Genomic DNA, 24,478 nt, shown 5'->3' with positions numbered 1-24,478 from the left:
CGCGTGGATTGCCCGGACATTGACGAGTTTTTCACCCGGCATTCACGCCTCGCCCACGCTGCCCGGGCCAGACTGCGCGCAACGCGCTGCTCAAGAACACTCCACCAAAGGTACTGCCATGGTTTCCACCACCACCCGTCCCGTCTCCAGGCCGTTGAATTTCCGGGTCGCCCTGGGCCTGCCCGCTGCAATCGCGGTGATCCTGGTGCTGCTGGAACTGACCACGCTGGACATGGATCTGGCCAGGCTGTTCTACGACCCAGTCGACGGGTTCATCGGTCGGCACAGTTTTTTTCTGGAAGACATTCTGCATGACCGGGCCAAACAGGTGGTCATCGCGTTTTCTGTGCTGTCGATTCTCGGGTTCATCTGCACGTTCTTCCTCACCCGACTCAAACCGTTCAAACGCGAACTGGGCTGCCTGGTGCTCTCCCTGGCGCTGGCTACTTCATTCGTCACGCCGATGAAAGCCGTAACGGCAGTGCAATGCCCCTGGAGCCTGAAGGAGTTCGGAGGCAAGCAAACCTACAGCGAACTGCTGAGCCCACGCCCGGCAACTGACAAACCCGGCCGATGCTGGCCCGGTGGTCACGCTGCCACCGGGTTTACGCTGTTCGCGTTGTTCTTCGTACTGCGCGACCGCCGCCCTCGCCTGGCCCGCCTGGCCTTCATATTCGCTGCCTCCCTGGGAACGCTGTTCTCCGTGAGCCGCATGATGCAAGGGGCGCATTTCTTTTCCCACAATGCGTGGACAGCGGTGTTCTGTTGGCTGATTTGCCTGGGGTGTTATTACTACGTGCTGTACCGGCCGGTCTCTACAGTGAAGAGACCGGCGACAACCCAACCCGTCAATGCTTGAACACCAATCTGAATGTGGGAGCGAGCCTGCTCGCGATAGCGTCGGATCAGCAACATTGAGGGTGACTGTTACACCGCTATCGCGAGCAGGCTCGCTCCCACAGGGATTGGTGCAAATTCAATGAGCGGGGTAAACCCGAGGCATTAAAAAACCCCGCCTGCTTTCGCAGACGGGGTTTTTCAGTAAAGGGGTAAGGCTGGCTTACATCATGCCGCCCATGCCACCCATGCCGCCCATGTCTGGCATACCGCCGCCAGCTGGAGCGTCTTCCTTGATTTCAGCGATCATCGCCTCGGTGGTGATCATCAGGCTGGCAATCGACGAAGCCGCTTGCAGAGCCGAACGAGTCACTTTGGCTGGGTCCAGGATACCCATTTCGATCATGTCGCCGTATTCACCGGTCGCAGCGTTGTAACCGTAGTTACCCGAACCCTGCTTGACCTTGTCGACCACAACGCTTGGCTCGTCGCCGGAGTTGGCAACGATCTGGCGCAGCGGTGCTTCAACAGCGCGACGCAGCAACTGGATGCCCACGTTCTGGTCATCGTTGTCGCCTTTGAGCTCGCTGATGGCCTGCAGGGCACGAACCAGTGCCACGCCGCCGCCAGGTACCACGCCTTCTTCGACGGCTGCGCGGGTTGCGTGCAGGGCGTCTTCAACGCGGGCTTTCTTCTCTTTCATTTCAACTTCGGAACCGGCGCCAACCTTGATCACTGCAACGCCGCCCGACAGCTTGGCCAGACGCTCTTGCAGTTTTTCACGGTCGTAGTCGGACGAAGTGTCGGCCACTTGTGCGCGGATCTGAGTAACGCGAGCCTGGATATCAGCCTCGACGCCAGCACCGTCGATCACGGTGGTGTTTTCCTTGGACAGGATTACGCGCTTGGCGTTACCCAGGTGCTCCAGGGTGGTGCTTTCCAGGCTCAGGCCGATCTCTTCGGAGATAACGGTACCGCCGGTCAGTACGGCGATGTCCTGCAGCATGGCCTTGCGACGGTCGCCGAAGCCAGGTGCCTTGACGGCAGCGACTTTAACGATACCGCGCATGTTGTTCACAACCAGAGTCGCCAGGGCTTCGCCTTCAACGTCTTCCGCCACGATCAGCAGTGGGCGGCCGGCTTTGGCAACGGCTTCCAGCACTGGCAGCATTTCGCGGATGTTGGAGATTTTCTTGTCGACCAGCAGGATCAGCGGGCTCTCAAGCTCGGCAACCATGGTGTCCGGCTTGTTGACGAAGTACGGCGACAGGTAGCCACGGTCGAACTGCATGCCTTCAACAACCGACAGTTCGTTTTCCAGGCCCGAGCCTTCTTCAACGGTGATCACGCCTTCTTTACCGACTTTTTCCATGGCTTCGGCAATGATGTCGCCGATGGAGTTGTCGGAGTTGGCCGAGATGGTGCCGACCTGAGCGATAGCCTTGGTGTCAGCGCATGGCTTGGACAGGGCTTTAAGCTCTTTGACGATGGCGATGGTCGCCTTGTCGATGCCGCGCTTGAGGTCCATCGGGTTCATGCCGGCAGCGACAGCCTTGAGGCCTTCGTTGACGATCGATTGAGCCAGTACGGTCGCGGTGGTGGTGCCGTCACCAGCATCATCGTTGGCACGGGAGGCAACGTCTTTGACCAGTTGCGCGCCCATGTTTTCAAAGCGGTCTTTGAGCTCGATTTCCTTGGCTACGGAAACGCCGTCCTTGGTGATGGTCGGAGCGCCGAAGCTCTTCTCGATGATCACGTTACGGCCTTTAGGGCCCAGGGTCGCTTTTACTGCGTCAGCCAGGACGTTGACACCGGCGAGCATTTTCTTGCGGGCGGAATCGCCGAATTTAACTTCTTTAGCAGCCATGATCGATATTCCTTAAATACTTTGTAGTAACGGGAAAATGAGCGGGGGAATCAGTCTTCCAGGACAGCGAGGATTTCGTTCTCGCTCATCACCAGCAGGTCTTCGCCGTCGACTTTCACTGTGTTGCTGCCGGAGTAAGGGCCGAACACAACCTTGTCACCCACTTTCACGGCCAGCGCACGTACTTCACCGTTTTCCAGAGCCTTGCCTGGGCCTACAGCGAGAACTTCACCGTGGTTGGCTTTTTCAGCAGCCGAACCTGGCAGGACGATACCGCCAGCGGTTTTCTTCTCTTCTTCGCTGCGACGGATGACGACGCGGTCATGCAGAGGACGAAGCTTCATTGTCGATCTCTCCTAATTTTGGTTTTCATCGGCCGGTGTAGTCCCGGCGGGTTTAACAAAAGCCGGCGGAGCCGGATGCGGTTCGTCAAGCGAACCGCGGAAGTCTGTCCAGTGTCGCCACCGGAAACCTTGCGGTGACCCATACATAAGGGCGTACAAGCCGATTTCAAGGGTCGGGTAGAAAATTTTTTACTTCACGAAGCCGAAAACGAACACGGCACCCGAAGGTGCCGTGTCGCTGGTTTTACTTGGTATCGCGGTGCTCGAACTCGCCTTCGATCACATCCGGTTCGCGGCCCACAGGTTCTCGTGGAGGCGGCCCGCCACGGGGCTGAAGGTCGTCGGCGAAGGCTCGCTGGCGAATCGCCTGTTCTTCGGCACGCTGGCGCATTTTATTGGCCAGCAACCGACGGGTGAACGGCAGCAGCATGACCAGGCCCAGCACATCGCTGATGAAGCCAGGCAGGATCAACAAACCGCCACCCAAGGCCAGCATCAGGCCTTCGAGCATGGTCTGGGCAGGCAGCTCGCCACGGTTCAGGCTTTCACGGGCACGCAGAGCCGTGGCGAGGCCGGCGATGCGCAGCACGAACACGCCGAGCATCGAGCCGAGAATGACCAGCAGCAGCGCCGGGAAAAACCCGATCGCCCCGCTGACCTTGACGAATACGAACAGCTCCAACACCGGGAACAGCAGAAAGAGCAACAAAAAAGGGCGCATCAAAAGGTTCCTCAACGCAAGAATGCCTTGCTATCAAACCCTAAATGACGTCGCCCTTTCGTGAATTCAAGCGTCAGCCTCAGCATTTTTTGGCCATTGCTCGGCGTGAGCCAGATAAACCAAGGCTTCGCGCACTTGTGTCGGCGTATTGCAAGGCGCTGGAAACGCCAGCCAGTAAAGGGCCTGACCGATCCGCAAGTGCATGCCTTCGCTGTCGATACCGGCCAGTTGCGCAGGTTCGGTGGCGGGCAGACCGGCCAGCTCGACGTAATGCGCGATGGCCTTGGCATGGTCGGCATTCATGTGGTCGATCATGCTGGCTTCGGCCTTGCCGGCGAAGGGGTTGGCCAGGGTGATCTGGTCGATCCAGTGAATGGCCCCAAAGCCACCGATGTAACGATGACGCACCGGGTTGAGCACCCAGAAATCGAAGTCATGGGCCTTGTGGTAGTTCTGCGACTCCGGGAAATAACGGTAGTAACGCTCAGCGGCGGCGTCGATGGCGAGGTTGTCTTCCAGCTTGCGCGCCTCGGCCAGATAAGTCAGGCGCCCTACGGCCTGCACATCCTCGGCCCCCCGCTCACCTACGAGCATTGAACACTTGGGGTCTTTTTGCAGGTTGTGGGTGTGTTGGGCGATACGGCTGATCAGGATCAGTGGACGGCCTTGGTCGTCCAGGCAATATGGCACCACGGAGCCGAACGGGAAACCGGGCATGGATTTGGAATGGGTGGAGAGCACTCCACGGTATTCCTTGAGCAGCAATTCTCGTGCATGCTTGGCAGCTTCAACGCTCAATTTATGACTCCTTTGATCAAATCCGTCTGGAAACGGTCAGGCGACTGGAGCAAAGTACCAGCGCGCCTTTAGGCAGTTCTCGTGTGCAACCGGGCTACGCCGTCGCAGATCGAGAGGCCAGTAAAAGGACATCCTCCAACCGCTCTGCAATCTGGACATGCCAATGCAACTCACCGACAAAGTAATCATTATCACCGGCGGTTGCCAGGGTCTGGGCCGCTCCATGGCCGAGTATTTCGCCGGCAAAGGCGCCAAGCTCGCCCTGGTGGACCTCAATCAGGAAAAACTCGACCAGGCGGTTGCCGCCTGCGCGGCCAAGGGTGTCGAGGCCCGGGCTTATCTGTGCAACGTCGCCAATGAGGAGCAAGTGAGCGACATGGTCGCCCGGGTCGCCGAAGACTTCGGCGCGATTCACGGCTTGATCAACAACGCCGGGATCCTGCGCGACGGCTTGCTGCTCAAGGTCAAGGACGGCGAAATGAGCAAAATGAGCCTGGCCCAGTGGCAGGCGGTGATTGACGTCAACCTCACGGGTGTCTTCCTGTGTACCCGCGAAGTGGCAGCGAAAATGGTCGAGCTGAAGAACAGCGGCGCGATCATCAACATTTCGTCGATCTCGCGCGCCGGCAACGTCGGCCAGACCAACTATTCGGCGGCCAAGGCCGGCGTGGCGGCCGCCACCGTGACCTGGGCCAAGGAACTGGCACGCTACGGCATCCGTGTCGCCGGCATCGCGCCGGGCTTCATCGAAACCGAAATGACCCTGGGCATGAAACCCGAAGCCCTGGAAAAAATGACCTCTGGCATCCCGCTCAAGCGCATGGGCAAACCCGAGGAGATCGCCCATTCGGCGGCGTACATCTTCGAGAACGACTATTACACCGGTCGGATCCTGGAGATGGATGGCGGGTTGCGGATCTAAAAACCGACACACAACCACTGTGGGAGCGAGCCTGCTCGCGATGGCGCCGGGTCAGTCAACTTTGATGTGACTGATACACCGCTATCGCGAGCAGGCTCGCTCCCACAATGGATTGTGTTACGGCTTATTCAATCGTCGCTCATGGTGATGTTCGGCATCGCCGGTGACGCAGCCTCTTGCAGCACGATCCGCGCGCCGACGTGGCGAGCCAGTTCCTGATAGACCATGGCGATCTGGCTGTCCGGCTCGGCAATGACCGTGGGTTTGCCGCCGTCAGCCTGCTCGCGAATCAGCATCGACAGCGGCAGCGAGGCCAGCAGTTCGACGCCGTACTGGCTCGCCAGTTTTTCTCCGCCGCCTTCACCGAACAGATGCTCGGCATGTCCGCAGTTCGAGCAGATGTGCACGGCCATGTTTTCCACCACACCCAGTACCGGGATGTTCACTTTGCGGAACATCTCCACACCCTTGCGGGCGTCCAGCAGGGCCAGATCCTGCGGCGTGGTGACGATCACCGCACCGGCCACCGGGACTTTCTGCGCCAGGGTCAGTTGGATATCCCCGGTGCCTGGCGGCATGTCGATCACCAGGTAATCCAGATCGCCCCAGGCGGTCTGCGTCACCAGTTGCAGCAAGGCGCCGGAAACCATCGGCCCGCGCCAGACCATCGGCGTGTTGTCATCGGTCAGGAAGGCCATGGACATGACTTCCACGCCATGGGACTGGATCGGAACGAACCATTTCTGGTCCTTGACCTGCGGCCGGGTGCCCTCGGCAACGCCGAACATGATGCCCTGACTCGGGCCGTATATGTCCGCGTCGAGAATCCCGACCTTCGCGCCTTCACGGGCCAGGGCCAGGGCCAGGTTGGCGGCGGTGGTGGACTTACCCACGCCGCCCTTGCCCGAGGCCACAGCGATCACGTTCTTGACGTTCGCCAGCCCCGGCACCTGCGCCTGGGCCTTGTGAGCAGCGATCACGCTGGTGACGTCGACTTTGGCGCTGGCTACACCGTCCATGGACTCGATCGCCATTTGCAGCATTTGCGCCCACCCGCTCTTGAACAGATCGGCGGCGTAGCCGATTTCCAGCTGGACGCTGACGCGATCGCCCTGGATGTCGATGGTGCGCACGCATCCGGCGCTGACCGGGTCCTGATTCAGGTAAGGGTCGGTGTACTGGCGAAGAACGGCTTCCACCGCTGCGCGATTGACGGCGCTCATGGGCAACTCCGATAGCAAGACTTGAAAAACAGGCCGCTATCCTACGCCCCACGCTGTCGCGCGAACACCTTTGTGGCGAGGGGATTTATCCCCGTTGGGGCGCGCAGCGGCCCTAAAACCTGCTGCTACAGTGTGTCAGAGTGCTCTATTTTGGACTGCTGCGCAGTCCAGCGGGGACAAATCCCCTCGCCACAGGTTGTGTCCATACCGCCCCCAGCAATGCATCCGGAAACAGGCCAGTGGGGTGAAATATATTTCCCAGCGCTTTATAGTGGCCGACCTCCGTTTCATCAAGTAGCCGAGCCCCATGTCCGAGCCACGCAAGATCCTCGTCACCAGCGCCCTGCCCTATGCCAATGGTTCGATTCACCTCGGCCATATGCTGGAATACATCCAGACCGATATGTGGACGCGCTTCCAGAAACATCGCGGCAACCAGTGCATCTATGTCTGCGCCGACGACGCCCACGGTTCGGCCATCATGCTGCGCGCGGAAAAGGAAGGCATCACCCCGGAGCAACTGATCGCCAACGTCCAGGCCGAACACAGCGCCGACTTTGCCGATTTCCTGGTGGACTTCGACAACTTCCACTCCACTCACGCCGAAGAAAACCGTGAGCTGTCGAGCCAGATCTACCTGAAGCTGCGTGACGCCGGGCACATCGCGACCCGTTCGATCACCCAGTATTTCGACCCGGAAAAGAAAATGTTCCTGGCCGACCGCTTTATCAAAGGCACTTGCCCGAAATGTGGCACCGAGGACCAGTACGGCGATAACTGCGAAAAATGCGGCGCCACCTACGCACCGACCGACCTGAAGGACCCGAAATCGGCGATTTCCGGGGCGACGCCAGTGCTCAAGGACTCCCAGCACTTCTTCTTCAAGCTGCCGGACTTCCAAGAGATGCTGCAAACCTGGACCCGCAGCGGCACGTTGCACGACGCGGTGGCCAATAAGCTCGCCGAATGGCTCGACTCCGGCCTGCAAGAGTGGGACATTTCCCGCGATGCGCCGTACTTCGGCTTCGAAATCCCCGGCGAGCCCGGCAAGTATTTCTACGTATGGCTGGACGCGCCCATCGGCTACATGGCGAGCTTCAAGAACCTTTGCGACCGCACGCCGGAGCTGGACTTCGACGCGTTCTGGGGCAAGGACTCCACGGCCGAGGTGTATCACTTCATCGGCAAGGACATCGTGAACTTCCACGCGCTGTTCTGGCCCGCCATGCTCGAAGGCGCCGGTTTCCGTAAACCGACCGGTATCAACGTCCACGGCTACCTGACCGTCAACGGACAGAAAATGTCCAAGTCCCGCGGCACCTTCATCAAGGCCCGGACCTACCTGGACCATCTGTCGCCGGAATACCTGCGCTACTACTACGCGGCCAAGCTCGGCCGTGGCGTGGACGACCTGGACCTGAACCTTGAAGACTTCGTGCAGAAGGTCAACTCCGACCTGGTGGGCAAGGTAGTCAACATCGCCAGCCGTTGCGCCGGCTTCATCCACAAAGGCAACGCCGGTGTACTGGTGGCCGGTAACGCCGCGCCGGAGCTGACCGAGGCCTTTCTGGCGGCGGCCCCGAGCATCGCCGAAGCCTACGAGGCCCGTGACTTTGCCCGGGCGATGCGCGAGATCATGGCCCTGGCCGACCGCGCCAATGCCTGGATCGCCGACAAGGCGCCGTGGTCACTGAACAAACAGGAAGGCAAGCAGGACGAAGTCCAGGCGATCTGCGCCCTGGGTATCAATCTGTTCCGCCAACTGGTGATCTTCCTCAAGCCGGTGCTGCCGTTGCTGGCCGCCGATGCCGAAGCTTTCCTGAACGTCGCACCGCTGACCTGGGACGATCACCAGACGCTGCTGAGCAACCATCAACTGAACGAGTTCAAGCCGCTGATGACTCGCATCGACGCCACCAAGGTGCAAGCCATGACCGACGCCTCGAAAGAAGACCTGGCCGCCAGCCAGACCGACACCGGTGCCCCGGCCGGCAATGGCGAGCTGACCAAGGACCCGTTGTCGCCGGAGATCGATTTCGACGCCTTTGCCGCCATCGACCTGCGCGTAGCCCTGATCGTCAAGGCTGAAGCCGTGGAAGGCGCCGACAAGCTACTGCGCCTGACGCTGGACATCGGTGATGAGCAGCGCAACGTGTTCTCCGGCATCAAGAGCGCCTATCCAGACCCGGCCAAGCTCGAAGGCCGGCTGACGATGATGATCGCCAACCTCAAGCCGCGCAAAATGCGTTTCGGCATCTCCGAAGGCATGGTGATGGCGGCAGGTCCCGGCGGTGAAGAAATCTACCTGCTGAGCCCCGATAGCGGCGCCAAGCCGGGTCAGCGGATCAAATAACGCGACCACGCGCGGTACCGATCCCACAGTCGCCGGCAGGCGACTGTGGGATTTTCATATCTGGCCCACCCTGACGGTGTGCCGGATAATGCCTAACCTCTAACGACAGGTTCTCGTTCCAGCACGCCCATGACCGAAATCGTTCTTACACTGTTCAGCGCCGCCCTGATCAACAACCTTGTGTTGCATTGGCCGCTGGGCGTCAATCCGCTGCTGGCGGCCAATGGAAGAAGGCAAGTCCACGCCCTGGGCCTGGCGACGACATGCCTGATGCTGATGGTCGGCACCTTGGGTTATCTGATCGATCGCTGGCTGCTGGTTCCGGCCAATCTGACCTCGCTGCGCCTGTTGGCATGGCTGTCCTTGAGTGTGTTGCTGATTGCACCGTTGCTGCACTGGCTGGGGCGCTGGCTGCCGACGCTGCCGTTCGATGGTTTGTGGCCACTGCTGCTGGGCAATGCCGGCATACTGGGCATCACGCTGATCAACAGCCGGAATGACCACGGCCTGGGCCTCACCGTCGCCGCGAGCCTGGGCGCCGGCCTGGGTTTCTGGCTGGTGTTGAGCCTGTTCGATGATTTGCGTCAGCGCACCTTCGATAACGATATCCCCAGACCCTTTCGTGGTCTGCCGATCCAGTTGATCGGCGCAGGGCTCATGGCGGTGGCATTTCTTGGATTGCGCGGGCTGGTCAAAGCATGAGTCTGATTCAACGTATCGACGCCCTGCTGCCGCAGACCCAATGCGGCAAGTGCGGCCACCCCGGGTGCAAGCCCTACGCCGAAGGCATCGCCCAGGGCGAACCGATCAACAAGTGTCCGCCCGGTGGCCGTGAAACCATCGCCGCCTTGGCCGAGCTGATGAAAGTGCCTGTGCTTGAGCTCGATACCAGCCGTGGTTCAGCCCCGGCGCAGATCGCCTTTATTCGCGAAGCCGAATGCATCGGCTGCACCAAGTGCATCCAGGCCTGCCCGGTAGACGCGATTGTCGGTGCGGCGAAGTTGATGCACACCGTCCTGGTCGACGAATGCACAGGCTGCGATCTATGCGTGGCGCCCTGCCCGGTCGACTGCATCGAAATGCACCCATTGCCCACGGCAACCGTGGTGCCGGTGGTCGGTGGCTTGGCCTTCAGCGTCGAAGAGCAGCAAGCGCGCACCGCCAAGCGCGACCATGCCCGGCGGCGCTTCGAACAGCGCAACGCACGTCTGCGCCGCGAAGAGGAGCAGCGTCTCGCCGAGCGTCTGGCCCGTACACAGCGCGCCTCACAGCCCCAAACCCAGTCCGTCGACCCCGTGCAAGCGGCACTGGAGCGGGTACGGGCGCAAAAAGCCGCCAACGCCGATGCGGCCTTGAAAAAAGCCAAGGTCGACCTGGCCATGAGCCGGGCGCAGTTGAACAAATCCTTGAAAGCATTCGGCCACCCGCCGACCTTCGAACAACAGTCGCAATTGATCGTGCTACAGCGCCAGTTCGAAGCGGCGCAACAAACCTTGACGCAATTGGAAGGGACGGTCCAGCCCACTGTTTCAACCCCCGCCCCCACTCAAAGTGCCGAGCTGAAACGGGCCAAGATCCAATTGGCCATGCGTCGCGCCGAACTCAGCAAGGCCAGGGCCGCAGGGGCGTCGGATGAACAAATAGAGCCCCTGGAGCAAGCGGTGAAAGACGCCGAACGCCAGGTGGATGCTCATGTCGCTCCCTGAGCCCATGGACGAACGGCTGCGGCAGGCGATGCTGCGGGTGCTACTGGCGACACTGCCCGGCATTCTGGCGTTGACGTGGTTTTATGGCTGGGGCGTGGTGTTCAACCTGTTGCTGGCGGGCCTTAGCGCACTGGCCGTCGAAGCACTGGCGCTGCGCTTACGGCGCCGGCCGCTCAAACCGGCACTCAACGATGGCAGCGCGCTGGTAAGCGCCACGCTGTTGGCGCTGGCCTTGCCAGCGTATTGCCCCTGGTGGCTGACCGTCACAGCCACAGCTTGCGCCTTGCTGTTCGGCAAGCACCTGTGGGGCGGCGTCGGCAATAACCCGTTCAACCCGGCGATGCTCGGCTACGCCCTGGTGCTGATCGCGTTTCCCCAGCAACTCAATCAATGGCCGGCACTTCACGGCATGAGCCTGTCCGACGGCCTGCAACAGGTGTTCGCGGTTCACCCTGGGCCTGATGGATGGGCAGCAGCAACGGCTTTGGACAGCCTGCGAATCAACAAAAGCCTGACCATCGATGAGCTGTTCGCCGCCAACCCGGCGTTCGGACGCTGGGGTGGGCGCGGCGTCGAGTGGGTCAACCTGGCGTTTCTGGCCGGAGGACTGTTCCTGCTGCACCAACGGGTGTTCAGCTGGCACGCGCCGGTGGGCATGCTCGCCGGCCTGTTCATCATCAGCTTGTTGTGCTGGAACGGATCGGGCTCCGACTCCAATGGCTCGCCGTTGTTTCATCTGCTCACGGGTGCGACCCTGCTCGGTGCGTTTTTTATCGTGACCGAACCGGTCTCGGGCGCCAAAGCGCCCCTCGCTCGCCTGCTGTTTGGCGCAGGCGTGGGACTGCTGACTTACTTGATCCGGACTTGGGGTGGTTACCCGGACGGCGTGGCGTTTGCGGTGCTGCTGATGAACCTCGGCGTGCCCGCACTGGAGCGCTTCGCCGAGGCGCGACACAGGTCGCAGCCCCTATGAAAAACTACCGTGGCGTTGCCATCCTGGCTTTGCTGATCGGTCTCGGCATTGGGGCCACTTACCTGACTCAGCTCAGCACCGCAGGGCGCATCAAGGGTCAGCAACAAGACCTTGCGAACCGAACCTTGCTCGACGTGCTGCCGACCGACCGATACGACAATCAGCCATTGGCACAACCTGTCGTAACGGCCCCCGTGACCTTGGCCCATAGCACGCTGCTGGGCGGATACCTGGCGACTCGTGCCGGCCTGCCCAACGCAGTGTTGTTACGCAGTCAGGTACTGGGCTATGAAGGCAGCATCCAATTGCTGGTCGCTATCGACCCGCAAGGGCGGTTGCTGGGCGTGAAAACCCTGCGCCAGTCGGAAACGCCCGGCCTGGGTGCGGCCATCGCTGACTGGCCAAATCCCTGGCTGCAATCCTTCAACGGTAAGTCGCTCCAGGCGCCCACCGACAGCGGCTGGGCGTTGAAAAAGGATCAGGGGCAGTTCGATCAACTGGCTGGCGCGACCGTCACCTCCCGATCGGTCCTGCAGGCTGTTCACGATGCACTGCGTTACTTCGACGAGCATCAGGCTCAACTGACCGGAGTGATCATTGATGAATAAGCCATTGCTCCTGACCCGCGGCCTGCTGCTCGTGCCCTTGGTCGGCGCCAGCGATTCGCTGGCAAACGCGCTGGGCTTATGGCTGGCCTGGGTACTGATCAGTGCCGGCCATGGCTTGGCCATGGGGCTGGTACGGTCCCACCTGACAGCGCCTCAGCGACTGCTCGCCTCCATTGTGCTGGCCGCCACCCTGACGGCTTGCGCAGGCCTGATGGCGCAGGCCTGGATGCTGGAAATGTATCAGCCGCTGAGCCTTTACATTGGCTGGATCGCTTTGAGCTGCGTGGCGCTGGAGCATGACGACATCTTCGTCGGCTCACGCCTGCCCGAACATCTCAGGCTGGCAGGCGTGTTCGGCCTGCTGATGATCGGCTTGGGCGCCCTGCGCGAGCTGATTGGCAACGCAATATCACTGGCCTTGCTCGCCCCTGGCGGGTTTATTCTGCTCGGTCTGTTGCTGGCAGCGCACCAGGCCTGGACGGGCGCCAGCCCCCCTTCAACGATCGAGGAAACGCCGCGCCCATGAACGCCGCAAAACGCCTGGAAATATTCCGTCGCTTGCACGAAGACAACCCGGAACCGAAGACCGAACTGGCCTACAGCTCGCCGTTCGAACTGTTGATCGCGGTAATTCTGTCGGCCCAATCCACCGACGTCGGCGTCAACAAGGCCACGGCCAAGCTGTTCCCGGTGGCCAACACGCCGCAGGCGATTCACGCGCTGGGCGTCGAAGGGCTGTCCGAGTACATCAAGACCATCGGCCTGTTCAACAGCAAGGCAAAAAACGTGATCGAGACATGCCGCCTGCTGATCGAGCGCCACAACGGCGAAGTCCCACAGACTCGCGAAGCGCTGGAAGCGCTTCCAGGGGTCGGTCGCAAAACCGCCAATGTGGTGCTCAACACCGCATTTCGCCAACTGACCATGGCCGTCGACACTCACATTTTCCGCGTCAGCAACCGCACCGGGCTGGCGCCGGGCAAAAACGTGGTGGAGGTGGAGAAAAAGCTGATGAAATTCGTACCCAAGGAATTTCTACTCGATTCCCATCACTGGCTCATCCTTCACGGACGTTACGTCTGCCTGGCGCGCAAGCCCCGCTGTGGCAGCTGCCGGATCGAGGACTTATGCGAATACAAGCACAAGACCTCCGACGATTGAGGCGCTATTGCTTTTATTGATTTGTCGATTGAAAAAATCTTTTTTACCCGCCCGTGGTTTATCGATATAAGGAGCGCCAATGGCAGTTTAAGCCTGGAGTCGATCCCATGAGTGCTGACAAAGAACAACTGGATGTAGAAGACGATTTCATCGCCGTTGAGGCCGACGATGTGGAACCTGTGGTCGTCGAAACAGCGAAAACCAATCTGAGCAAACGTCGCACGATTGATAATCTGCTGGAAGAGCGCCGCTTGCAGAAACAACTGGCCGATTACGACTTTGACCTCTGACACGTAAAAGCCTCCCGAATGGAGGCTTTTTACTGAGTACGCGCGGCCGGAAAAACTCACACTAACCCGTTACGCTGCGCCAGTTCGATCAGATCAACCAGCGAGCGGGCATTGAGCTTCAACAACAAGCGTGTCTTGTATGTACTGACGGTCTTGTTGCTCAAGAACATCCCATCGGCAATTTCCTTGTTGGTCTTTCCGCGAGCCAGTTGCTGCAAGACCATCATCTCTCGCCCGGACAGTCGATCGACCATATCGGACTCGCTTGCGTTACCCAGACTCGAACGCACCGTATGCAGCGCCTGATTGGGGAAATAACTGTACCCCGACAGCACCGCCTTGATTGCACTGAGTAACTCGGTGAGGTCCTGCTGCTTGCACACATAACCGGCTGCCCCCGTCTGCATGCAGCGCATCGAAAAATGCCCAGGTGCCTGGGAAGTCAGCACCAGAACTTTCAAAGGTGAAGGGTTGGCGGTCAGGCGTGCGATGACCTCCAGTCCATCCAGTTTCGGAATGCCGATATCCAGAATAACGATATCAGGCATAAGTTCACGGGAAAGTTGCAACGCATCGACGCCATTATCGGTTTCGGCAATAACTTCATATCCATGACGCTCCATTAGCAAACGTACAGCAAGACGAATGACGGGATGATCATCCACGATCAGCACTTTATTCATGGGCAAATCCAACTTCGCTGTTCGAATTTTTAGAGCACGCACAATAGCCTAGTCAATTCTACCTTGGCATGCCGCCCCCCCTGACCGCTCGCACCGAGAGACGCAACCTACAAGCGATACAGAAAAATCCTACAAATCCCCTTGGAAATAATGCGCCATAAATTTGTTTACAGAGGCAAATGGATGCATCAGGGGATCCGCGCCCCTCTAAACAAGCGCTTTTTTCTGCATCCACCCCGTCCCCCAATAGCAAAAAAACACTCGCCTCATAAAAAGTAACTGAATTATTTACCAACACAACCACAAAGGTTTTATTTAAATAAAATTGAATTCACATAAGGAATAAGCGAAATTTATTCAATCCTATTCATGAGGAAACACCACGATCAATGCCTTAACCGCGAACTCATCAATTACTCACACCTTCCTAATGCAATCACCGAGCCTGAATATGTTATGAGCATCCACCATGAACAAACCTTCGAAAATCATCACCAACCCCATGACGCTAATCGCTATATTCGCAACTTTGTCCGAGACTTCGGCAGCCATCTCCCTGCCTTTCCTCGACGATCAGGACCGTGAATACTATCTTTGGTTTCTGATCAGCTTTCCGTTCTATCTATTATTTCTTTTTTTTATCACCCTGAACTTTAACTATCGCTCGTTATATTCGCCCTCGGATTTTCGCAAGAGCAAACACTTCATGAAAATCATGGATGATTCGAGCTGTCGGCGCGCACGGTTTTCCCGCCGGGCGCCCAAGGGCAAAGGATGGCTGATCACTGTTCATCCACAGAAAAAACAGCGACGACTGTTCATTTTGGTTATCCCCCGGGCACCGGAAGGCCTGGCCGAGGCCGATCGATCCAAACGCGCAAAACAGCGCCACAACGAACGAGCAGCACAGGGGAAAGGGTCCCCCAAAAAAAACGGCCTGCACATGGCAGGCCGTTTTCATGGAGCCAGGATCAGAACAGCTTGCGACCCTTGTTCGCCGCGATGCGCATGCGCAGGGCGTTGAGCTTGATGAAGCCAGCAGCGTCGGCCTGGTTGTAAGCGCCGCCGTCCTCTTCGAAAGTCGCGATGTTGGCATCGAACAGGGAGTCGTCAGACTTGCGCCCAGTGACGATGACATTGCCCTTGTACAGTTTCAGGCGCACGACGCCATTCACGTTGACCTGGGAGGCATCGATCATCTGTTGCAGCATCAGGCGCTCCGGACTCCACCAGTAACCGGTGTAGATCAGGCTGGCGTACTTGGGCATCAACTCGTCTTTGAGGTGAGCCACTTCGCGGTCCAGGGTGATCGACTCGATCGCGCGGTGAGCACGCAGCATGATGGTGCCGCCCGGGGTCTCGTAGCAGCCGCGGGACTTCATGCCGACATAACGGTTCTCGACGATGTCCAGACGACCGATGCCGTGTTCGCCACCGATACGGTTCAGGGTCGCCAGCACGGTGGCCGGGCTCATTTCCACGCCGTCCAGCGCGACGATATCGCCGTTGCGATAGGTCAGCTCCAGGTATTGCGGGGTGTCAGGAGCCTTCTCCGGGGAGACGGTCCAGCGCCACATGTCTTCTTCGTGCTCGGTCCAGGTGTCTTCCAGCACGCCGCCTTCATAGGAGATGTGCAGCAGGTTGGCATCCATCGAGTACGGGGATTTCTTCTTACCGTGGCGTTCGATCGGGATGGCGTGCTTCTCGGCGTAGTCCATCAGCTTTTCACGGGACAGCAAGTCCCACTCGCGCCACGGCGCGATGACTTTCACGCCGGGCTTGAGGGCATAGGCACCGAGTTCGAAACGCACCTGATCGTTGCCCTTGCCGGTGGCACCGTGGGAAATGGCGTCGGCACCGGTTTCGTTGGCGATTTCGATCAGGCGCTTGGCGATCAACGGACGGGCGATGGAGGTACCCAGCAGGTACTCGCCTTCGTAAACAGTGTTGGCGCGGAACATCGGGAACACGAAGTCACGGACGAACTCTTCGCGCAGGTCATCGATGTAGATCTCTTTGACGCCCATGGCCTGAGCCTTGGCGCGTGCAGGCTCGACTTCTTCGCCCTGCCCCAGGTCAGCGGTGAAGGTCACCACTTCACAGTTATAAGTGTCCTGCAGCCACTTGAGGATCACCGAAGTGTCCAGGCCGCCGGAATACGCCAGAACGACCTTGTTTACGTCCGCCATGCCATCACTCCACGGGTTGTACGGAAAGCCGGGAAGTTTAACGTCCAGCGCGGATAATTTACAGGGGCGCGACAGCTTATGACGACGAAGCGACAGATTATGTCGAGCGCGCGACGATCCTCACGGGTCAGGATGTCCGCGCGGCGGTGGCTGCAGTGGGCTGGGCCGGTGTCGCGGTCGGCGTCGGAGCCTTGGCAGGGGGCGCGGCGGGTGTAGCCTGCGGTGCCGGCGCTTCAGGCACCGCCACACGCTCCAGGCGCACGGCCACACGGCGGTTCTTGGCGCGATTGGCGGCACTGGTGTTGGGCACCAGGGGGTAACGTTCGCCGTGGAACCGCACGGTGATCTGCGACTCTTGAAAGCCGTTGGCCTTGAAGAAGTCCTGGACCGCCAGGGCACGGCGACGAGACAGCTCACGATTGGTCAATCGATTGCCGCTATTGTCGGAGTGACCGTCGAGTTCGACATGGTTGACGGTCGGGTCGGCTTTGATGAAGTCGATCATCACCTGCAACTGAGCCTTGGCCCGGGCATCGAGCTCAACGCCTTCGCCGGGAAAGCCGATCTGGGATTGCTTCACCTGCTCGAAATTCTTCGGCAACAGTTTTGCCACGCAGCCCTGGTAATCACTGAAGGCCTTGTTGAAGCGCACGGGCAGCAGCCGGACTTCCGAAACCCGCCCGTCCCCCGTGTTACGCCGTACCACTGGGCTGCGCCCTTCCATCAGCCCGCTGATCAAGCGGCCCGCCTGGACCTGAGAGCTGTTGAAGAGCACATCGCCGCTGCCGAGCCTGACCGAGCCCAGGTTGATGTCGCCCCGTCCCGGCTGCCAAGGCGCGGCGGCCGCCAGCAGGATGGCCGAACCACCACCGAGCATCGGGTTATGGGACTTGAGCCGGAAGATCGCCTGCTCGCCGGCCCGGCGCACGAATTCGCCGCTGCCGAAATCGGTGACCGGCTGACTCAGCCGGCACTCGAACTTGTCGCCTTCGACCGTCCACTCAATGCTCTCCAGACGGGTCTGGAAAGTGAGCGCCATGGCGGGAAGGCTGGCAAACACACTGAGCAAGGCTAAATAACGCTGGCGCACGGGCGGCTCCAATGGCTTTTATACAAAGATCGACACACGTTGAGAGTATGACGCCTGTCCGGGGCGCCTTACGGATTCGTGGCACACCTGTAGGAGCTATCGGTAACTTGCGCCAGAACTTGATAGCGGGTGCCTGAATCGGTCTTTTCCGGTAGCATTCCCCAGAGTTTGACCCGCCTGGAAGCCCCCCAATGTCCGACCGCCTGACCCTGCTGCGTCCCGACGACTGGCATATTCATCTTCGCGATGGTGCTGTGTTGACCCATACCGTCGCCGATGTCGCGCGCACCTTCGGGCGCGCAATCATCATGCCGAACCTGGTTCCGCCAGTGCGCAACGCCATCGAGGCCGACGGCTATCGCCAGCGAATCCTGGCCGCACGCCCGGCCGGCAGCCGTTTCGAACCGCTGATGGTGCTTTACCTCACCGACCGTACGCAGCCCGAAGAAATACGCGAGGCCAAGGCCAGCGGCTTCGTCCATGCCGCCAAGCTGTACCCCGCCGGCGCCACCACCAACTCGGACTCCGGCGTCACCAGCATCGACAAGATATTCCCGGCGCTGGAGGCCATGGCCGAAGTCGGGATGCCGTTGCTGATCCACGGTGAAATCACTCGTGGCGACGTCGACGTGTTCGACCGCGAAAAAATCTTCATCGATGAGCACATGCGTCGCGTCGTGGAACGCTTCCCGACGCTCAAGGTGGTGTTCGAACACATCACCACCGGTGATGCCGTGCAGTTCGTCAACGAAGCCCCGGCGAACGTTGGCGCGACCATTACCGCGCATCACCTGCTGTACAACCGCAACCATATGCTGGTGGGCGGGATCCGTCCGCACTTCTATTGCCTGCCGATCCTCAAGCGCAACACCCATCAAGAAGCCTTGCTCGACGCTGCCACCAGCGGCAGCGCCAAGTTCTTCCTCGGCACGGACTCGGCGCCCCATGCCCGGCACGCCAAGGAAGCGGCCTGCGGTTGCGCTGGCTGCTACACCGCCTATGCCGCCATCGAGATGTATGCCGAGGCGTTCGAGCAGCGCAATGCGCTGGACAAACTCGAAGGCTTCGCCAGCCTCCACGGCCCGCGCTTCTATGGCCTGCCGGTGAACACCGATCGTATTACCCTGGTTCGCGACGAGTGGACCGCCCCCGCCAGCCTGCCTTTTGGCGAGCTGACTGTTATCCCGCTGCGCGCCGGTGAAAAACTGCGCTGGCGCCTGCTGGAGGAAAGTGTGTGAGTGAAGATCATTTCGACGACGAGCTGGACGGCAACGGTGGTTCGGGCGCTGCCCGTCACCCCATGGCAGCCCGCTTCCGGGGCTACCTGCCGGTCGTGGTCGACGTAGAAACCGGCGGTTTCAACTCCGCCACCGATGCGCTGCTGGAAATCGCTGCGACCACCATTGGCATGGACGAAAAAGGTTTTGTGTTCCCTGATCACACCTATTTCTTCCGCGTCGAACCGTTCGAAGGCGCCAACATCGAGGCGGCAGCCCTGGAGTTCACCGGGATCAAGCTTGATCACCCATTGCGCATGGCGGTGAGTGAAGAGACGGCCCTGACGGACATTTTCCGAGGCGTGCGCAAGGCTTTGAAGGCCAACGGCTGCAAACGGGCGATCCTGGTCGGCCACAACAGCAGCTTCGACCTGGGCTTTCTCAATGCGGCGGTGGCGCGCCTGGACATGAAGCGCAACCCGTTCCATCCGTTTTCCAGCTTCGACACCGCGACGCTTGCCGGCCTGGCATACGGCCAGACCGTGTTGGCCAAGGCCTGCCAGGCAGCCGATATCGACTTTGATGGCCGTGAAGCCCACTCGGCCCGCTACGACACCGAGAAGACGGCCGAGCTGTTCTGCGGCATCGTCAATCGCTGGAAAGAAATGGGTGGCTGGCAGGATTTCGACGACTGATGTGCTGAGTAAGCATCAGGACGGTGGGAGCAAGGCTTGCCCGCGATGAAAACGACACGGTGTCCCAGAGATACCGAGGCGCCTGTATCGCGAGCAAGCTTTGCTCTCACAGCTGTTTCTGGTGTTTTTCAACAATTGGGATAAATCCTTCCCCATAAAAAACCGGCCCATCGAGGGCCGGTTTTTTTTGTGCCTGTTGCGCTTACAGCTTGTCGCTGTGCTCGCCCAGGTAGGCGGCAACGCCTTCAGGGGATGCGGTCATGCCCTTGTCGCCTTTTTTCCAGTTGGCTGGGCACACTTCGCCGTGCTCTTCGTGGAATTGCAGCGCGTCGACCAGACGGATCAGCTCTTCCATGTTACGGCCCAGTGGCAGGTCGTTGATGATCTGCGAACGGACAACGCCCTTGTCGTCGATCAGGAACGCGCCACGGAAGGCCACGCCGCCTTCGGACTCAACGTCATAGGCCTTGGCGATTTCGTGCTTCATGTCGGCAGCCATGGTGTATTTCACCTGGCCGATGCCGCCATTGTTGATCGGGGTGTTGCGCCAGGCGTTGTGGGTGAAGTGCGAGTCGATCGAAACGGCAACCACTTCAACGTTGCGGGCCTTGAAGTCGTCCATGCGGTGATCCAGCGCGATCAGCTCGGATGGGCAGACGAAGGTGAAGTCCAGCGGGTAGAAGAACACCAGGCCGTATTTGCCTTTGATGGCCGAGGACAGGGTGAAGCTGTCGACGATTTCGCCGTTGCCGAGCACGGCCGGGACGGTGAAGTCAGGGGCTTGTTTGCCTACGAGTACGCTCATTGGATATCTCCTGGTGAATAACGTGAAAACAAGGTCCGGGCCAGCCTGCCACCCTCAGGCGACAGCCCTGTGACACGAACCCGCTTGCAAGGGCCGATCATCATACACCGCGAATTTGGACTGTCTTCAACGGTTTTTCGGCGAGTCCAAAAATCCTTTCCCTTGGCATGCCCCCTCATTGGCCCTGGATAAAAAACCGTTCGTCAGCTCTGGCCCAAGGGTTTCAGAAACCACTTTGACAATCATTCTCGTTAACATTAAGATCCGTCTCAATTGAGTCACAACCAGCGACGGTTCTTACTTATGTATGTTTGCCTCTGCACTGGCGTCACCGACGGACAAATCCGCGAAGCGATCTATGAAGGCTGCTGCAGCTACCGCGAAGTCCGCCAGGCCACCGGCGTAGCCAGCCAATGCGGCAAATGTGCGTGCCTGGCCAAGGAAGTGGTTCGCGAAACCCTTGCCAAAATGCAAACGGCCCAGGCCTCGATTCCCTATCCGGTAGAATTTACTGCCGCTTAAATCCAGCTTCTTGAAGAACCGGGCTCAATGTCCGGTTTTTTTATGCCTTTAAATCAAGCGCTTAGCCTCTAGACGCGGAACACAAACATTCTTATTCCGATTAATTTTCATTTATTATTCAATAACTTAGGTTTGACACTCGTCAGTGTGCGGCTCAAACTCAGCCCTATACACAGCTATTACAGGGCAGGCCCTCACCATGAAAGGCGACGTTACAGTCATCCAGCATCTCAACAAGATCCTCGCCAATGAGCTGGTCGCGATCAACCAATACTTCCTGCATGCGCGCATGTATGAGGATTGGGGCCTGAACAAGCTGGGCAAGCACGAGTACCACGAGTCCATCGACGAGATGAAACACGCGGACAAGCTGATCAAGCGCATCCTGTTCCTCGAAGGTCTACCGAACGTCCAGGACCTGGGCAAGCTGCACATCGGCGAACACACTCAGGAAATGCTCAAGTGCGATCTGACGATCGAGCGTGCCGGCCACGCCGACCTGAAAGTCGCCATCGCCCATTGCGAGAGCGTTGGCGACTTCGGCAGCCGCGAACTGCTTGAAGACATCCTCGAGTCCGAGGAAGAACACATCGACTGGCTGGAAACCCAACTGGGCCTGATCGACAAAGTGGGTCTTGAGAACTACCTGCAATCGCAGATGGGCGAAGAGTAACTTCCCCAAAAGCAAGCCAATAAAAAGCCCCGCCCTCTTTCCAGAGGCGGGGCTTTTTATTGCCTGGATTTCCAGGCCACAGCGCAAAACCTTTGTGGGAGCGAGCCTGCTCGCGATAGCGGTCTATCAGTCACAACACGTTGACTGACACGCCCTCATCGCGAGCAGGCTCGCTCCCACATTGTTTGTCCGTGAATCAGGCTTCTGTCTTGTTCGCAGCCGCTTTTTCGGCAGCAGCCTTGATCGTGGCCTGCAAAGAGCCGTCGGCCGCCATCTCGGTCATGATATCGCTACCGCCGATCAGCTCACCGGCCACCCACAGTTGCGGGAAAGTTGGCCAGTTGGCGTACTTGGGCAGGTTGGCGCGGATTTCCGGGTTCTGCAGGATGTCCACGTAGGCAAACTTCTCGCCACACGCCATCACAGCCTGAGCAGCCTTGGCCGAGAAGCCGCACTGTGGCGCATTCGGCGAGCCTTTCATGTAAAGCAGGATGGTGTTGTTGGCAATCTGGTCTTTAATCGTTTCGATGATATCCACGGAGCACCTCGGCTTAAACTTTGCGACTTCAGTTGTCGACACGGTGGCGCATTGTAACGGAAAGCCGAGCACGCTGCTCGGTCTCCCCGAGAGACAAATTCACGCAGCCACCACCTTCACCGGAACCCCATTGAGCGCTGCATTGCCAGACAACTCATCCAGCTGACAGTCATCGGTCAGGTCATTGGCGCTCGAACCGGGCTGGGCGCTGGCAATGGTCATCTGCACGCCCGGCCGGGCATGGCCCCAACCGTGGGGCAGGCTGACCACGCCTTTCATCATGTCCAGGCTACCCTGCACCTCGACTTCAAGCATACCCACCCGCGAACTGACTTTCACCCGCTGCCCGTCGCTCAACCCGCGACTGCTCAGATCCTCCGGGTGCATCAGCAATTGATGACGCGGCTTGCCCTTCACCAGGCGGTGGAAATTGTGCATCCAGGAGTTATTGCTGCGCACATGACGTCGGCCAATCATCAGCAACTCATCCGCCTGTGGTGCCTGCAACCCGGCAAAGCGCGTGAGGTCGGCAAGAATGACCGCCGGTGCAGCCTGCACTCGCTGGTTTTCGGTTTTCAAGCGTGGCGCCAGGTTGGGCTTGAGGGCGCCCAGGTCGATGCCATGGGGATGGTCGAACAAGGTCGCCAGGGACAGCTTATGCGGCGAGGCGTCGCCATAGGCGCCGGCACGAAGGCCGAAATCGATCATTTGCGCCGGCGGCATGGTCGGTTTGAGTTCCTTGCCGGTTCTGGCAGCGAAAGCCTTGGCCAGACCGACGAAAATTTCCCAGTCGTGCAGCGCCCCTTCGGGCTTGGGCAGGATCGCTCGGTTGAAACGGGTCACGTTGCGCACCGCGAACAGGTTGAACGTGGTGTCGTAATGGTCGTTTTCCAGGGCCGAGGTGGATGGCAGGATCAGGTCGGCGTAGCGCGTGGTTTCGTTGATGTACAGATCGACGCTGACCATGAACTCCAACCCGTCCAGCGCCTGCTCCAGTTGCCGTCCGTTGGGAGTGGACAGCACCGGGTTGCCCGCCACGGTGACCAGCGCACGAATCTGGCCTTCGCCCTCGGTGAGCATTTCCTCGGCCAGAGCCGAAACCGGCAACTCGCCCGCGTACTCGGGACGCCCGGACACCCGGCTTTGCCAGCGATTGAAATGCCCTCCCGAGGTGGTCGCAACCAGGTCCACCGCAGGCTCGGTACACAGGGCCCCACCGACCCGGTCAAGATTGCCGGTCACCAGGTTGATCAGCTGAATCAGCCAGTGGCACAGCGTGCCGAACGCCTGGGTCGAGACGCCCATCCGCCCATAACAGACCGCTGAAGGCGCGGCAGCGAAGTCCCGGGCCAACTGCCGAATCTGCGTAGCTGGCACAGCACAGAGCGGGCTCATCGCTTCAGCCGTGAAGGTCGCGACGGCCTGGCGCACGTCTTCCAGGCCATCCACCGGCAGGTGACTGTCACGGGTCAAGCCCTCGCTGAACAGGGTATTGAGCACACCAGACAGCAAAGCGGCATCGCCACCCGGGCGCACGAACACATGCTGGTCGGCAATAGCCGCCGTTTCGCTGCGACGCGGATCGACCACCACCACTTTACCGCCACGGGCCTGGATCGCCTTGAGGCGTTTTTCCACGTCCGGCACGGTCATGATGCTGCCATTGGAGGCCAGCGGGTTGCCGCCCAGGATCAACATGAAGTCGGTGTGATCGATGTCCGGTATTGGCAACAACAGACCGTGACCGTACATCAGGTGGCTGGTCAGGTGGTGAGGCAGTTGGTCCACCGAAGTCGCCGAAAACCGGCTGCGCGTCTTCAGCAGGCCCAAAAAATAGTTGCTGTGGGTCATCAGCCCATAGTTATGCACGCTGGGATTGCCCTGGTAGACCGCTACCGCGTTCTGACCGTGGCGTTCCTGGATGCCCGCCAGACGTTCGGCCACCAGCGCGAAGGCATCGTCCCAGGCAATAGGCTGCCACTCGCTACCGACCCGCCGCATGGGCTGGCGCAGGCGATCCGGATCGTTCTGAATATCCTGCAGCGCTACCGCCTTGGGGCAGATGTGGCCGCGACTGAAGCTGTCCAGTGGATCGCCCTTGATCGAGGTGATCGCCAGGCCCTGGCCTTCGGTCTCGGTGGTTTCAAGGGTCAAGCCACAGATGGCTTCGCACAGATGGCACGCACGGTGGTGGAGAGTCTTGGTCATGGCCAGCCTCTATTTTATTCGTAACGGGCGTTTTCGGCCGCGGGAACAAAACTAT

At 59.6% G+C, this 24,478-nt stretch carries 26 protein-coding genes; 15 read left to right on the top strand and 11 right to left on the bottom strand.

The genetic code is table 11. The features are described from left to right. The first annotated feature begins 118 nt into the window (after positions 1 to 118). Complete coding sequence (locus CRX69_RS10590; RefSeq protein ID WP_107321991.1) at positions 119 to 859, top strand: phosphatase PAP2 family protein; 741 nt, start codon at positions 119 to 121, stop codon at positions 857 to 859. Between the two features lie 201 nt (positions 860 to 1,060). Here the strand turns inward: CRX69_RS10590 and groL are convergent, their stop codons facing one another. The 4 genes from groL to CRX69_RS10570 all read right to left on the bottom strand — a co-directional run bounded on the left by groL (position 1,061) and on the right by CRX69_RS10570 (position 4,567). Next, the gene (gene groL / locus CRX69_RS10585) at positions 1,061 to 2,704 is read right to left on the bottom strand and encodes a chaperonin GroEL (protein ID WP_047227000.1); all 1,644 of its coding nucleotides are present in this window, start codon (positions 2,702 to 2,704) and stop codon (positions 1,061 to 1,063) included. Positions 2,705 to 2,754: 50 nt separating this feature from the next. Next, positions 2,755 to 3,048 (bottom strand): co-chaperone GroES, encoded by a 294-nt coding sequence (locus CRX69_RS10580; RefSeq protein ID WP_047227001.1) that lies wholly within the window; start codon positions 3,046 to 3,048, stop codon positions 2,755 to 2,757. 244 nt (positions 3,049 to 3,292) lie between these two features. Beyond that, complete coding sequence (locus CRX69_RS10575) at positions 3,293 to 3,769, bottom strand: FxsA family protein (RefSeq protein WP_047227002.1); 477 nt, start codon at positions 3,767 to 3,769, stop codon at positions 3,293 to 3,295. A 66-nt stretch (positions 3,770 to 3,835) separates the two neighbouring features. Beyond that, positions 3,836 to 4,567 carry a HugZ family pyridoxamine 5'-phosphate oxidase gene (locus tag CRX69_RS10570; RefSeq protein ID WP_076383714.1) on the bottom strand — a complete coding sequence of 244 codons (732 nt, stop codon included), beginning with the start codon at positions 4,565 to 4,567 and terminating at the stop codon, positions 3,836 to 3,838. A 163-nt stretch (positions 4,568 to 4,730) separates the two neighbouring features. On the opposite strand from CRX69_RS10570, the gene CRX69_RS10565 reads away from it, so the two are divergent. Continuing rightward, positions 4,731 to 5,489 (top strand): SDR family oxidoreductase, encoded by a 759-nt coding sequence (locus tag CRX69_RS10565; protein WP_107321990.1) that lies wholly within the window; start codon positions 4,731 to 4,733, stop codon positions 5,487 to 5,489. A gap of 128 nt (positions 5,490 to 5,617) precedes the next feature. Here CRX69_RS10565 and apbC read toward each other — a convergent pair whose 3' ends face one another. Next, complete coding sequence (gene apbC / locus CRX69_RS10560; protein WP_107321989.1) at positions 5,618 to 6,712, bottom strand: iron-sulfur cluster carrier protein ApbC; 1,095 nt, start codon at positions 6,710 to 6,712, stop codon at positions 5,618 to 5,620. Positions 6,713 to 7,019: 307 nt separating this feature from the next. On the opposite strand from apbC, the gene metG reads away from it, so the two are divergent. The 8 genes from metG to CRX69_RS10515 all read left to right on the top strand — a co-directional run bounded on the left by metG (position 7,020) and on the right by CRX69_RS10515 (position 13,803). Continuing rightward, a complete protein-coding gene (gene metG / locus CRX69_RS10550; RefSeq protein ID WP_047227006.1) occupies positions 7,020 to 9,065 on the top strand; it encodes a methionine--tRNA ligase in 2,046 nt (681 codons plus the stop codon). A gap of 129 nt (positions 9,066 to 9,194) precedes the next feature. Then, positions 9,195 to 9,767 (top strand): Rnf-Nqr domain containing protein, encoded by a 573-nt coding sequence (locus tag CRX69_RS10545; protein WP_076383713.1) that lies wholly within the window; start codon positions 9,195 to 9,197, stop codon positions 9,765 to 9,767. Further along, positions 9,764 to 10,771: an electron transport complex subunit RsxB gene (gene rsxB, locus CRX69_RS10540; protein ID WP_107321987.1), complete on the top strand. Its 1,008-nt coding sequence runs from the start codon at positions 9,764 to 9,766 to the stop codon at positions 10,769 to 10,771. Before CRX69_RS10545 ends, rsxB begins: the two co-directional genes overlap by 4 nt. Next, positions 10,758 to 11,744: an RnfABCDGE type electron transport complex subunit D gene (locus CRX69_RS10535; RefSeq protein ID WP_076386568.1), complete on the top strand. Its 987-nt coding sequence runs from the start codon at positions 10,758 to 10,760 to the stop codon at positions 11,742 to 11,744. The genes rsxB and CRX69_RS10535 overlap by 14 nt, the downstream gene beginning before the upstream one ends. After that, positions 11,741 to 12,352 carry an RnfABCDGE type electron transport complex subunit G gene (locus CRX69_RS10530; protein WP_047227010.1) on the top strand — a complete coding sequence of 204 codons (612 nt, stop codon included), beginning with the start codon at positions 11,741 to 11,743 and terminating at the stop codon, positions 12,350 to 12,352. Before CRX69_RS10535 ends, CRX69_RS10530 begins: the two co-directional genes overlap by 4 nt. Continuing rightward, positions 12,345 to 12,878, top strand: coding sequence for an Rnf-Nqr domain containing protein (locus tag CRX69_RS10525; RefSeq protein WP_107321986.1), 534 nt, complete (start codon positions 12,345 to 12,347; stop codon positions 12,876 to 12,878). The genes CRX69_RS10530 and CRX69_RS10525 overlap by 8 nt, the downstream gene beginning before the upstream one ends. Further along, positions 12,875 to 13,513 carry an endonuclease III gene (gene nth, locus CRX69_RS10520; RefSeq protein WP_047227012.1) on the top strand — a complete coding sequence of 213 codons (639 nt, stop codon included), beginning with the start codon at positions 12,875 to 12,877 and terminating at the stop codon, positions 13,511 to 13,513. Before CRX69_RS10525 ends, nth begins: the two co-directional genes overlap by 4 nt. 107 nt (positions 13,514 to 13,620) lie before the next feature. Beyond that, positions 13,621 to 13,803, top strand: a complete 183-nt coding sequence (locus CRX69_RS10515) for a PA3496 family putative envelope integrity protein (RefSeq protein WP_047227013.1) — start codon at positions 13,621 to 13,623, stop codon at positions 13,801 to 13,803. Positions 13,804 to 13,859: 56 nt separating this feature from the next. Here the strand turns inward: CRX69_RS10515 and CRX69_RS10510 are convergent, their stop codons facing one another. Continuing rightward, entirely contained in the window at positions 13,860 to 14,486 is a 627-nt protein-coding gene (locus CRX69_RS10510; RefSeq protein WP_047227014.1) for a response regulator transcription factor, read from the bottom strand. Positions 14,487 to 14,955: 469 nt separating this feature from the next. On the opposite strand from CRX69_RS10510, the gene CRX69_RS27860 reads away from it, so the two are divergent. Further along, the gene (locus CRX69_RS27860) at positions 14,956 to 15,510 is read left to right on the top strand and encodes a hypothetical protein (RefSeq protein WP_240539595.1); all 555 of its coding nucleotides are present in this window, start codon (positions 14,956 to 14,958) and stop codon (positions 15,508 to 15,510) included. Here the strand turns inward: CRX69_RS27860 and CRX69_RS10500 are convergent. Beyond that, on the bottom strand, positions 15,458 to 16,675 hold the full coding sequence (locus CRX69_RS10500; protein ID WP_024779511.1) for an argininosuccinate synthase: 1,218 nt from the start codon (positions 16,673 to 16,675) through the stop codon (positions 15,458 to 15,460). The two genes, CRX69_RS27860 and CRX69_RS10500, sit on opposite strands and share 53 nt — an antisense overlap. Before the next feature lie 127 nt (positions 16,676 to 16,802). Continuing rightward, positions 16,803 to 17,765, bottom strand: a complete 963-nt coding sequence (locus CRX69_RS10495; RefSeq protein WP_047227015.1) for a flagellar protein MotY — start codon at positions 17,763 to 17,765, stop codon at positions 16,803 to 16,805. A gap of 191 nt (positions 17,766 to 17,956) precedes the next feature. Here CRX69_RS10495 and pyrC point away from each other — a divergent pair, with 191 nt between their 5' ends. Together pyrC and rnt are read left to right on the top strand one after the other, a co-directional pair. After that, positions 17,957 to 19,003: a dihydroorotase gene (pyrC, locus tag CRX69_RS10490; protein ID WP_107321985.1), complete on the top strand. Its 1,047-nt coding sequence runs from the start codon at positions 17,957 to 17,959 to the stop codon at positions 19,001 to 19,003. Continuing rightward, complete coding sequence (gene rnt / locus CRX69_RS10485) at positions 19,000 to 19,677, top strand: ribonuclease T (RefSeq protein WP_047227017.1); 678 nt, start codon at positions 19,000 to 19,002, stop codon at positions 19,675 to 19,677. The genes pyrC and rnt overlap by 4 nt, the downstream gene beginning before the upstream one ends. Positions 19,678 to 19,879: 202 nt before the next feature. On the opposite strand, the gene CRX69_RS10480 is transcribed toward rnt, so the two are convergent. Next, positions 19,880 to 20,482 (bottom strand): peroxiredoxin, encoded by a 603-nt coding sequence (locus CRX69_RS10480; protein ID WP_003204949.1) that lies wholly within the window; start codon positions 20,480 to 20,482, stop codon positions 19,880 to 19,882. Between the two features lie 303 nt (positions 20,483 to 20,785). Here CRX69_RS10480 and CRX69_RS10475 point away from each other — a divergent pair, with 303 nt between their 5' ends. Together CRX69_RS10475 and bfr are read left to right on the top strand one after the other, a co-directional pair. After that, positions 20,786 to 21,004, top strand: coding sequence for a bacterioferritin-associated ferredoxin (locus tag CRX69_RS10475; protein WP_047227019.1), 219 nt, complete (start codon positions 20,786 to 20,788; stop codon positions 21,002 to 21,004). A gap of 199 nt (positions 21,005 to 21,203) precedes the next feature. After that, positions 21,204 to 21,677: a bacterioferritin gene (gene bfr, locus CRX69_RS10470; protein ID WP_047227020.1), complete on the top strand. Its 474-nt coding sequence runs from the start codon at positions 21,204 to 21,206 to the stop codon at positions 21,675 to 21,677. A 196-nt stretch (positions 21,678 to 21,873) separates the two neighbouring features. On the opposite strand, the gene grxD is transcribed toward bfr, so the two are convergent. Both grxD and CRX69_RS10460 read right to left on the bottom strand, forming a co-directional pair. Then, positions 21,874 to 22,215: a Grx4 family monothiol glutaredoxin gene (gene grxD / locus CRX69_RS10465; protein ID WP_047227021.1), complete on the bottom strand. Its 342-nt coding sequence runs from the start codon at positions 22,213 to 22,215 to the stop codon at positions 21,874 to 21,876. A 99-nt stretch (positions 22,216 to 22,314) separates the two neighbouring features. Continuing rightward, on the bottom strand, positions 22,315 to 24,423 hold the full coding sequence (locus tag CRX69_RS10460) for a molybdopterin oxidoreductase family protein (RefSeq protein WP_076383710.1): 2,109 nt from the start codon (positions 24,421 to 24,423) through the stop codon (positions 22,315 to 22,317). Between the last annotated feature and the right edge of the window lie 55 nt (positions 24,424 to 24,478).

Origin of the sequence: Pseudomonas rhizophila, assembly GCF_003033885.1 — a bacterium.
Lineage (GTDB): Bacteria > Pseudomonadota > Gammaproteobacteria > Pseudomonadales > Pseudomonadaceae > Aquipseudomonas > Aquipseudomonas rhizophila.
Note: the sequence above shows the minus strand (reverse complement) of the source record. Positions and strands in the feature narration are given on the sequence as shown.

Bases quoted from the DNA above. Each gene is read 5' to 3' on its own strand.
- CRX69_RS10500 (WP_024779511.1), bottom strand. From the start codon at position 16,675: ATGGCGGACGTAAACAAGGTCGTTCTGGCGTATTCCGGCGGCCTGGAC.
- CRX69_RS27860 (WP_240539595.1), top strand. From the start codon at position 14,956: ATGAACAAACCTTCGAAAATCATCACCAACCCCATGACGCTAATCGCT.
- apbC (WP_107321989.1), bottom strand. From the start codon at position 6,712: ATGAGCGCCGTCAATCGCGCAGCGGTGGAAGCCGTTCTTCGCCAGTAC.
- CRX69_RS10515 (WP_047227013.1), top strand. From the start codon at position 13,621: ATGAGTGCTGACAAAGAACAACTGGATGTAGAAGACGATTTCATCGCC.
- metG (WP_047227006.1), top strand. From the start codon at position 7,020: ATGTCCGAGCCACGCAAGATCCTCGTCACCAGCGCCCTGCCCTATGCC.
- CRX69_RS10565 (WP_107321990.1), top strand. From the start codon at position 4,731: ATGCAACTCACCGACAAAGTAATCATTATCACCGGCGGTTGCCAGGGT.
- CRX69_RS10525 (WP_107321986.1), top strand. From the start codon at position 12,345: ATGAATAAGCCATTGCTCCTGACCCGCGGCCTGCTGCTCGTGCCCTTG.
- nth (WP_047227012.1), top strand. From the start codon at position 12,875: ATGAACGCCGCAAAACGCCTGGAAATATTCCGTCGCTTGCACGAAGAC.
- CRX69_RS10590 (WP_107321991.1), top strand. From the start codon at position 119: ATGGTTTCCACCACCACCCGTCCCGTCTCCAGGCCGTTGAATTTCCGG.
- CRX69_RS10510 (WP_047227014.1), bottom strand. From the start codon at position 14,486: ATGAATAAAGTGCTGATCGTGGATGATCATCCCGTCATTCGTCTTGCT.
- bfr (WP_047227020.1), top strand. From the start codon at position 21,204: ATGAAAGGCGACGTTACAGTCATCCAGCATCTCAACAAGATCCTCGCC.
- CRX69_RS10545 (WP_076383713.1), top strand. From the start codon at position 9,195: ATGACCGAAATCGTTCTTACACTGTTCAGCGCCGCCCTGATCAACAAC.
- CRX69_RS10480 (WP_003204949.1), bottom strand. From the start codon at position 20,482: ATGAGCGTACTCGTAGGCAAACAAGCCCCTGACTTCACCGTCCCGGCC.
- CRX69_RS10530 (WP_047227010.1), top strand. From the start codon at position 11,741: ATGAAAAACTACCGTGGCGTTGCCATCCTGGCTTTGCTGATCGGTCTC.
- CRX69_RS10575 (WP_047227002.1), bottom strand. From the start codon at position 3,769: ATGCGCCCTTTTTTGTTGCTCTTTCTGCTGTTCCCGGTGTTGGAGCTG.
- CRX69_RS10460 (WP_076383710.1), bottom strand. From the start codon at position 24,423: ATGACCAAGACTCTCCACCACCGTGCGTGCCATCTGTGCGAAGCCATC.
- rsxB (WP_107321987.1), top strand. From the start codon at position 9,764: ATGAGTCTGATTCAACGTATCGACGCCCTGCTGCCGCAGACCCAATGC.
- CRX69_RS10580 (WP_047227001.1), bottom strand. From the start codon at position 3,048: ATGAAGCTTCGTCCTCTGCATGACCGCGTCGTCATCCGTCGCAGCGAA.
- groL (WP_047227000.1), bottom strand. From the start codon at position 2,704: ATGGCTGCTAAAGAAGTTAAATTCGGCGATTCCGCCCGCAAGAAAATG.
- CRX69_RS10535 (WP_076386568.1), top strand. From the start codon at position 10,758: ATGTCGCTCCCTGAGCCCATGGACGAACGGCTGCGGCAGGCGATGCTG.
- pyrC (WP_107321985.1), top strand. From the start codon at position 17,957: ATGTCCGACCGCCTGACCCTGCTGCGTCCCGACGACTGGCATATTCAT.
- CRX69_RS10475 (WP_047227019.1), top strand. From the start codon at position 20,786: ATGTATGTTTGCCTCTGCACTGGCGTCACCGACGGACAAATCCGCGAA.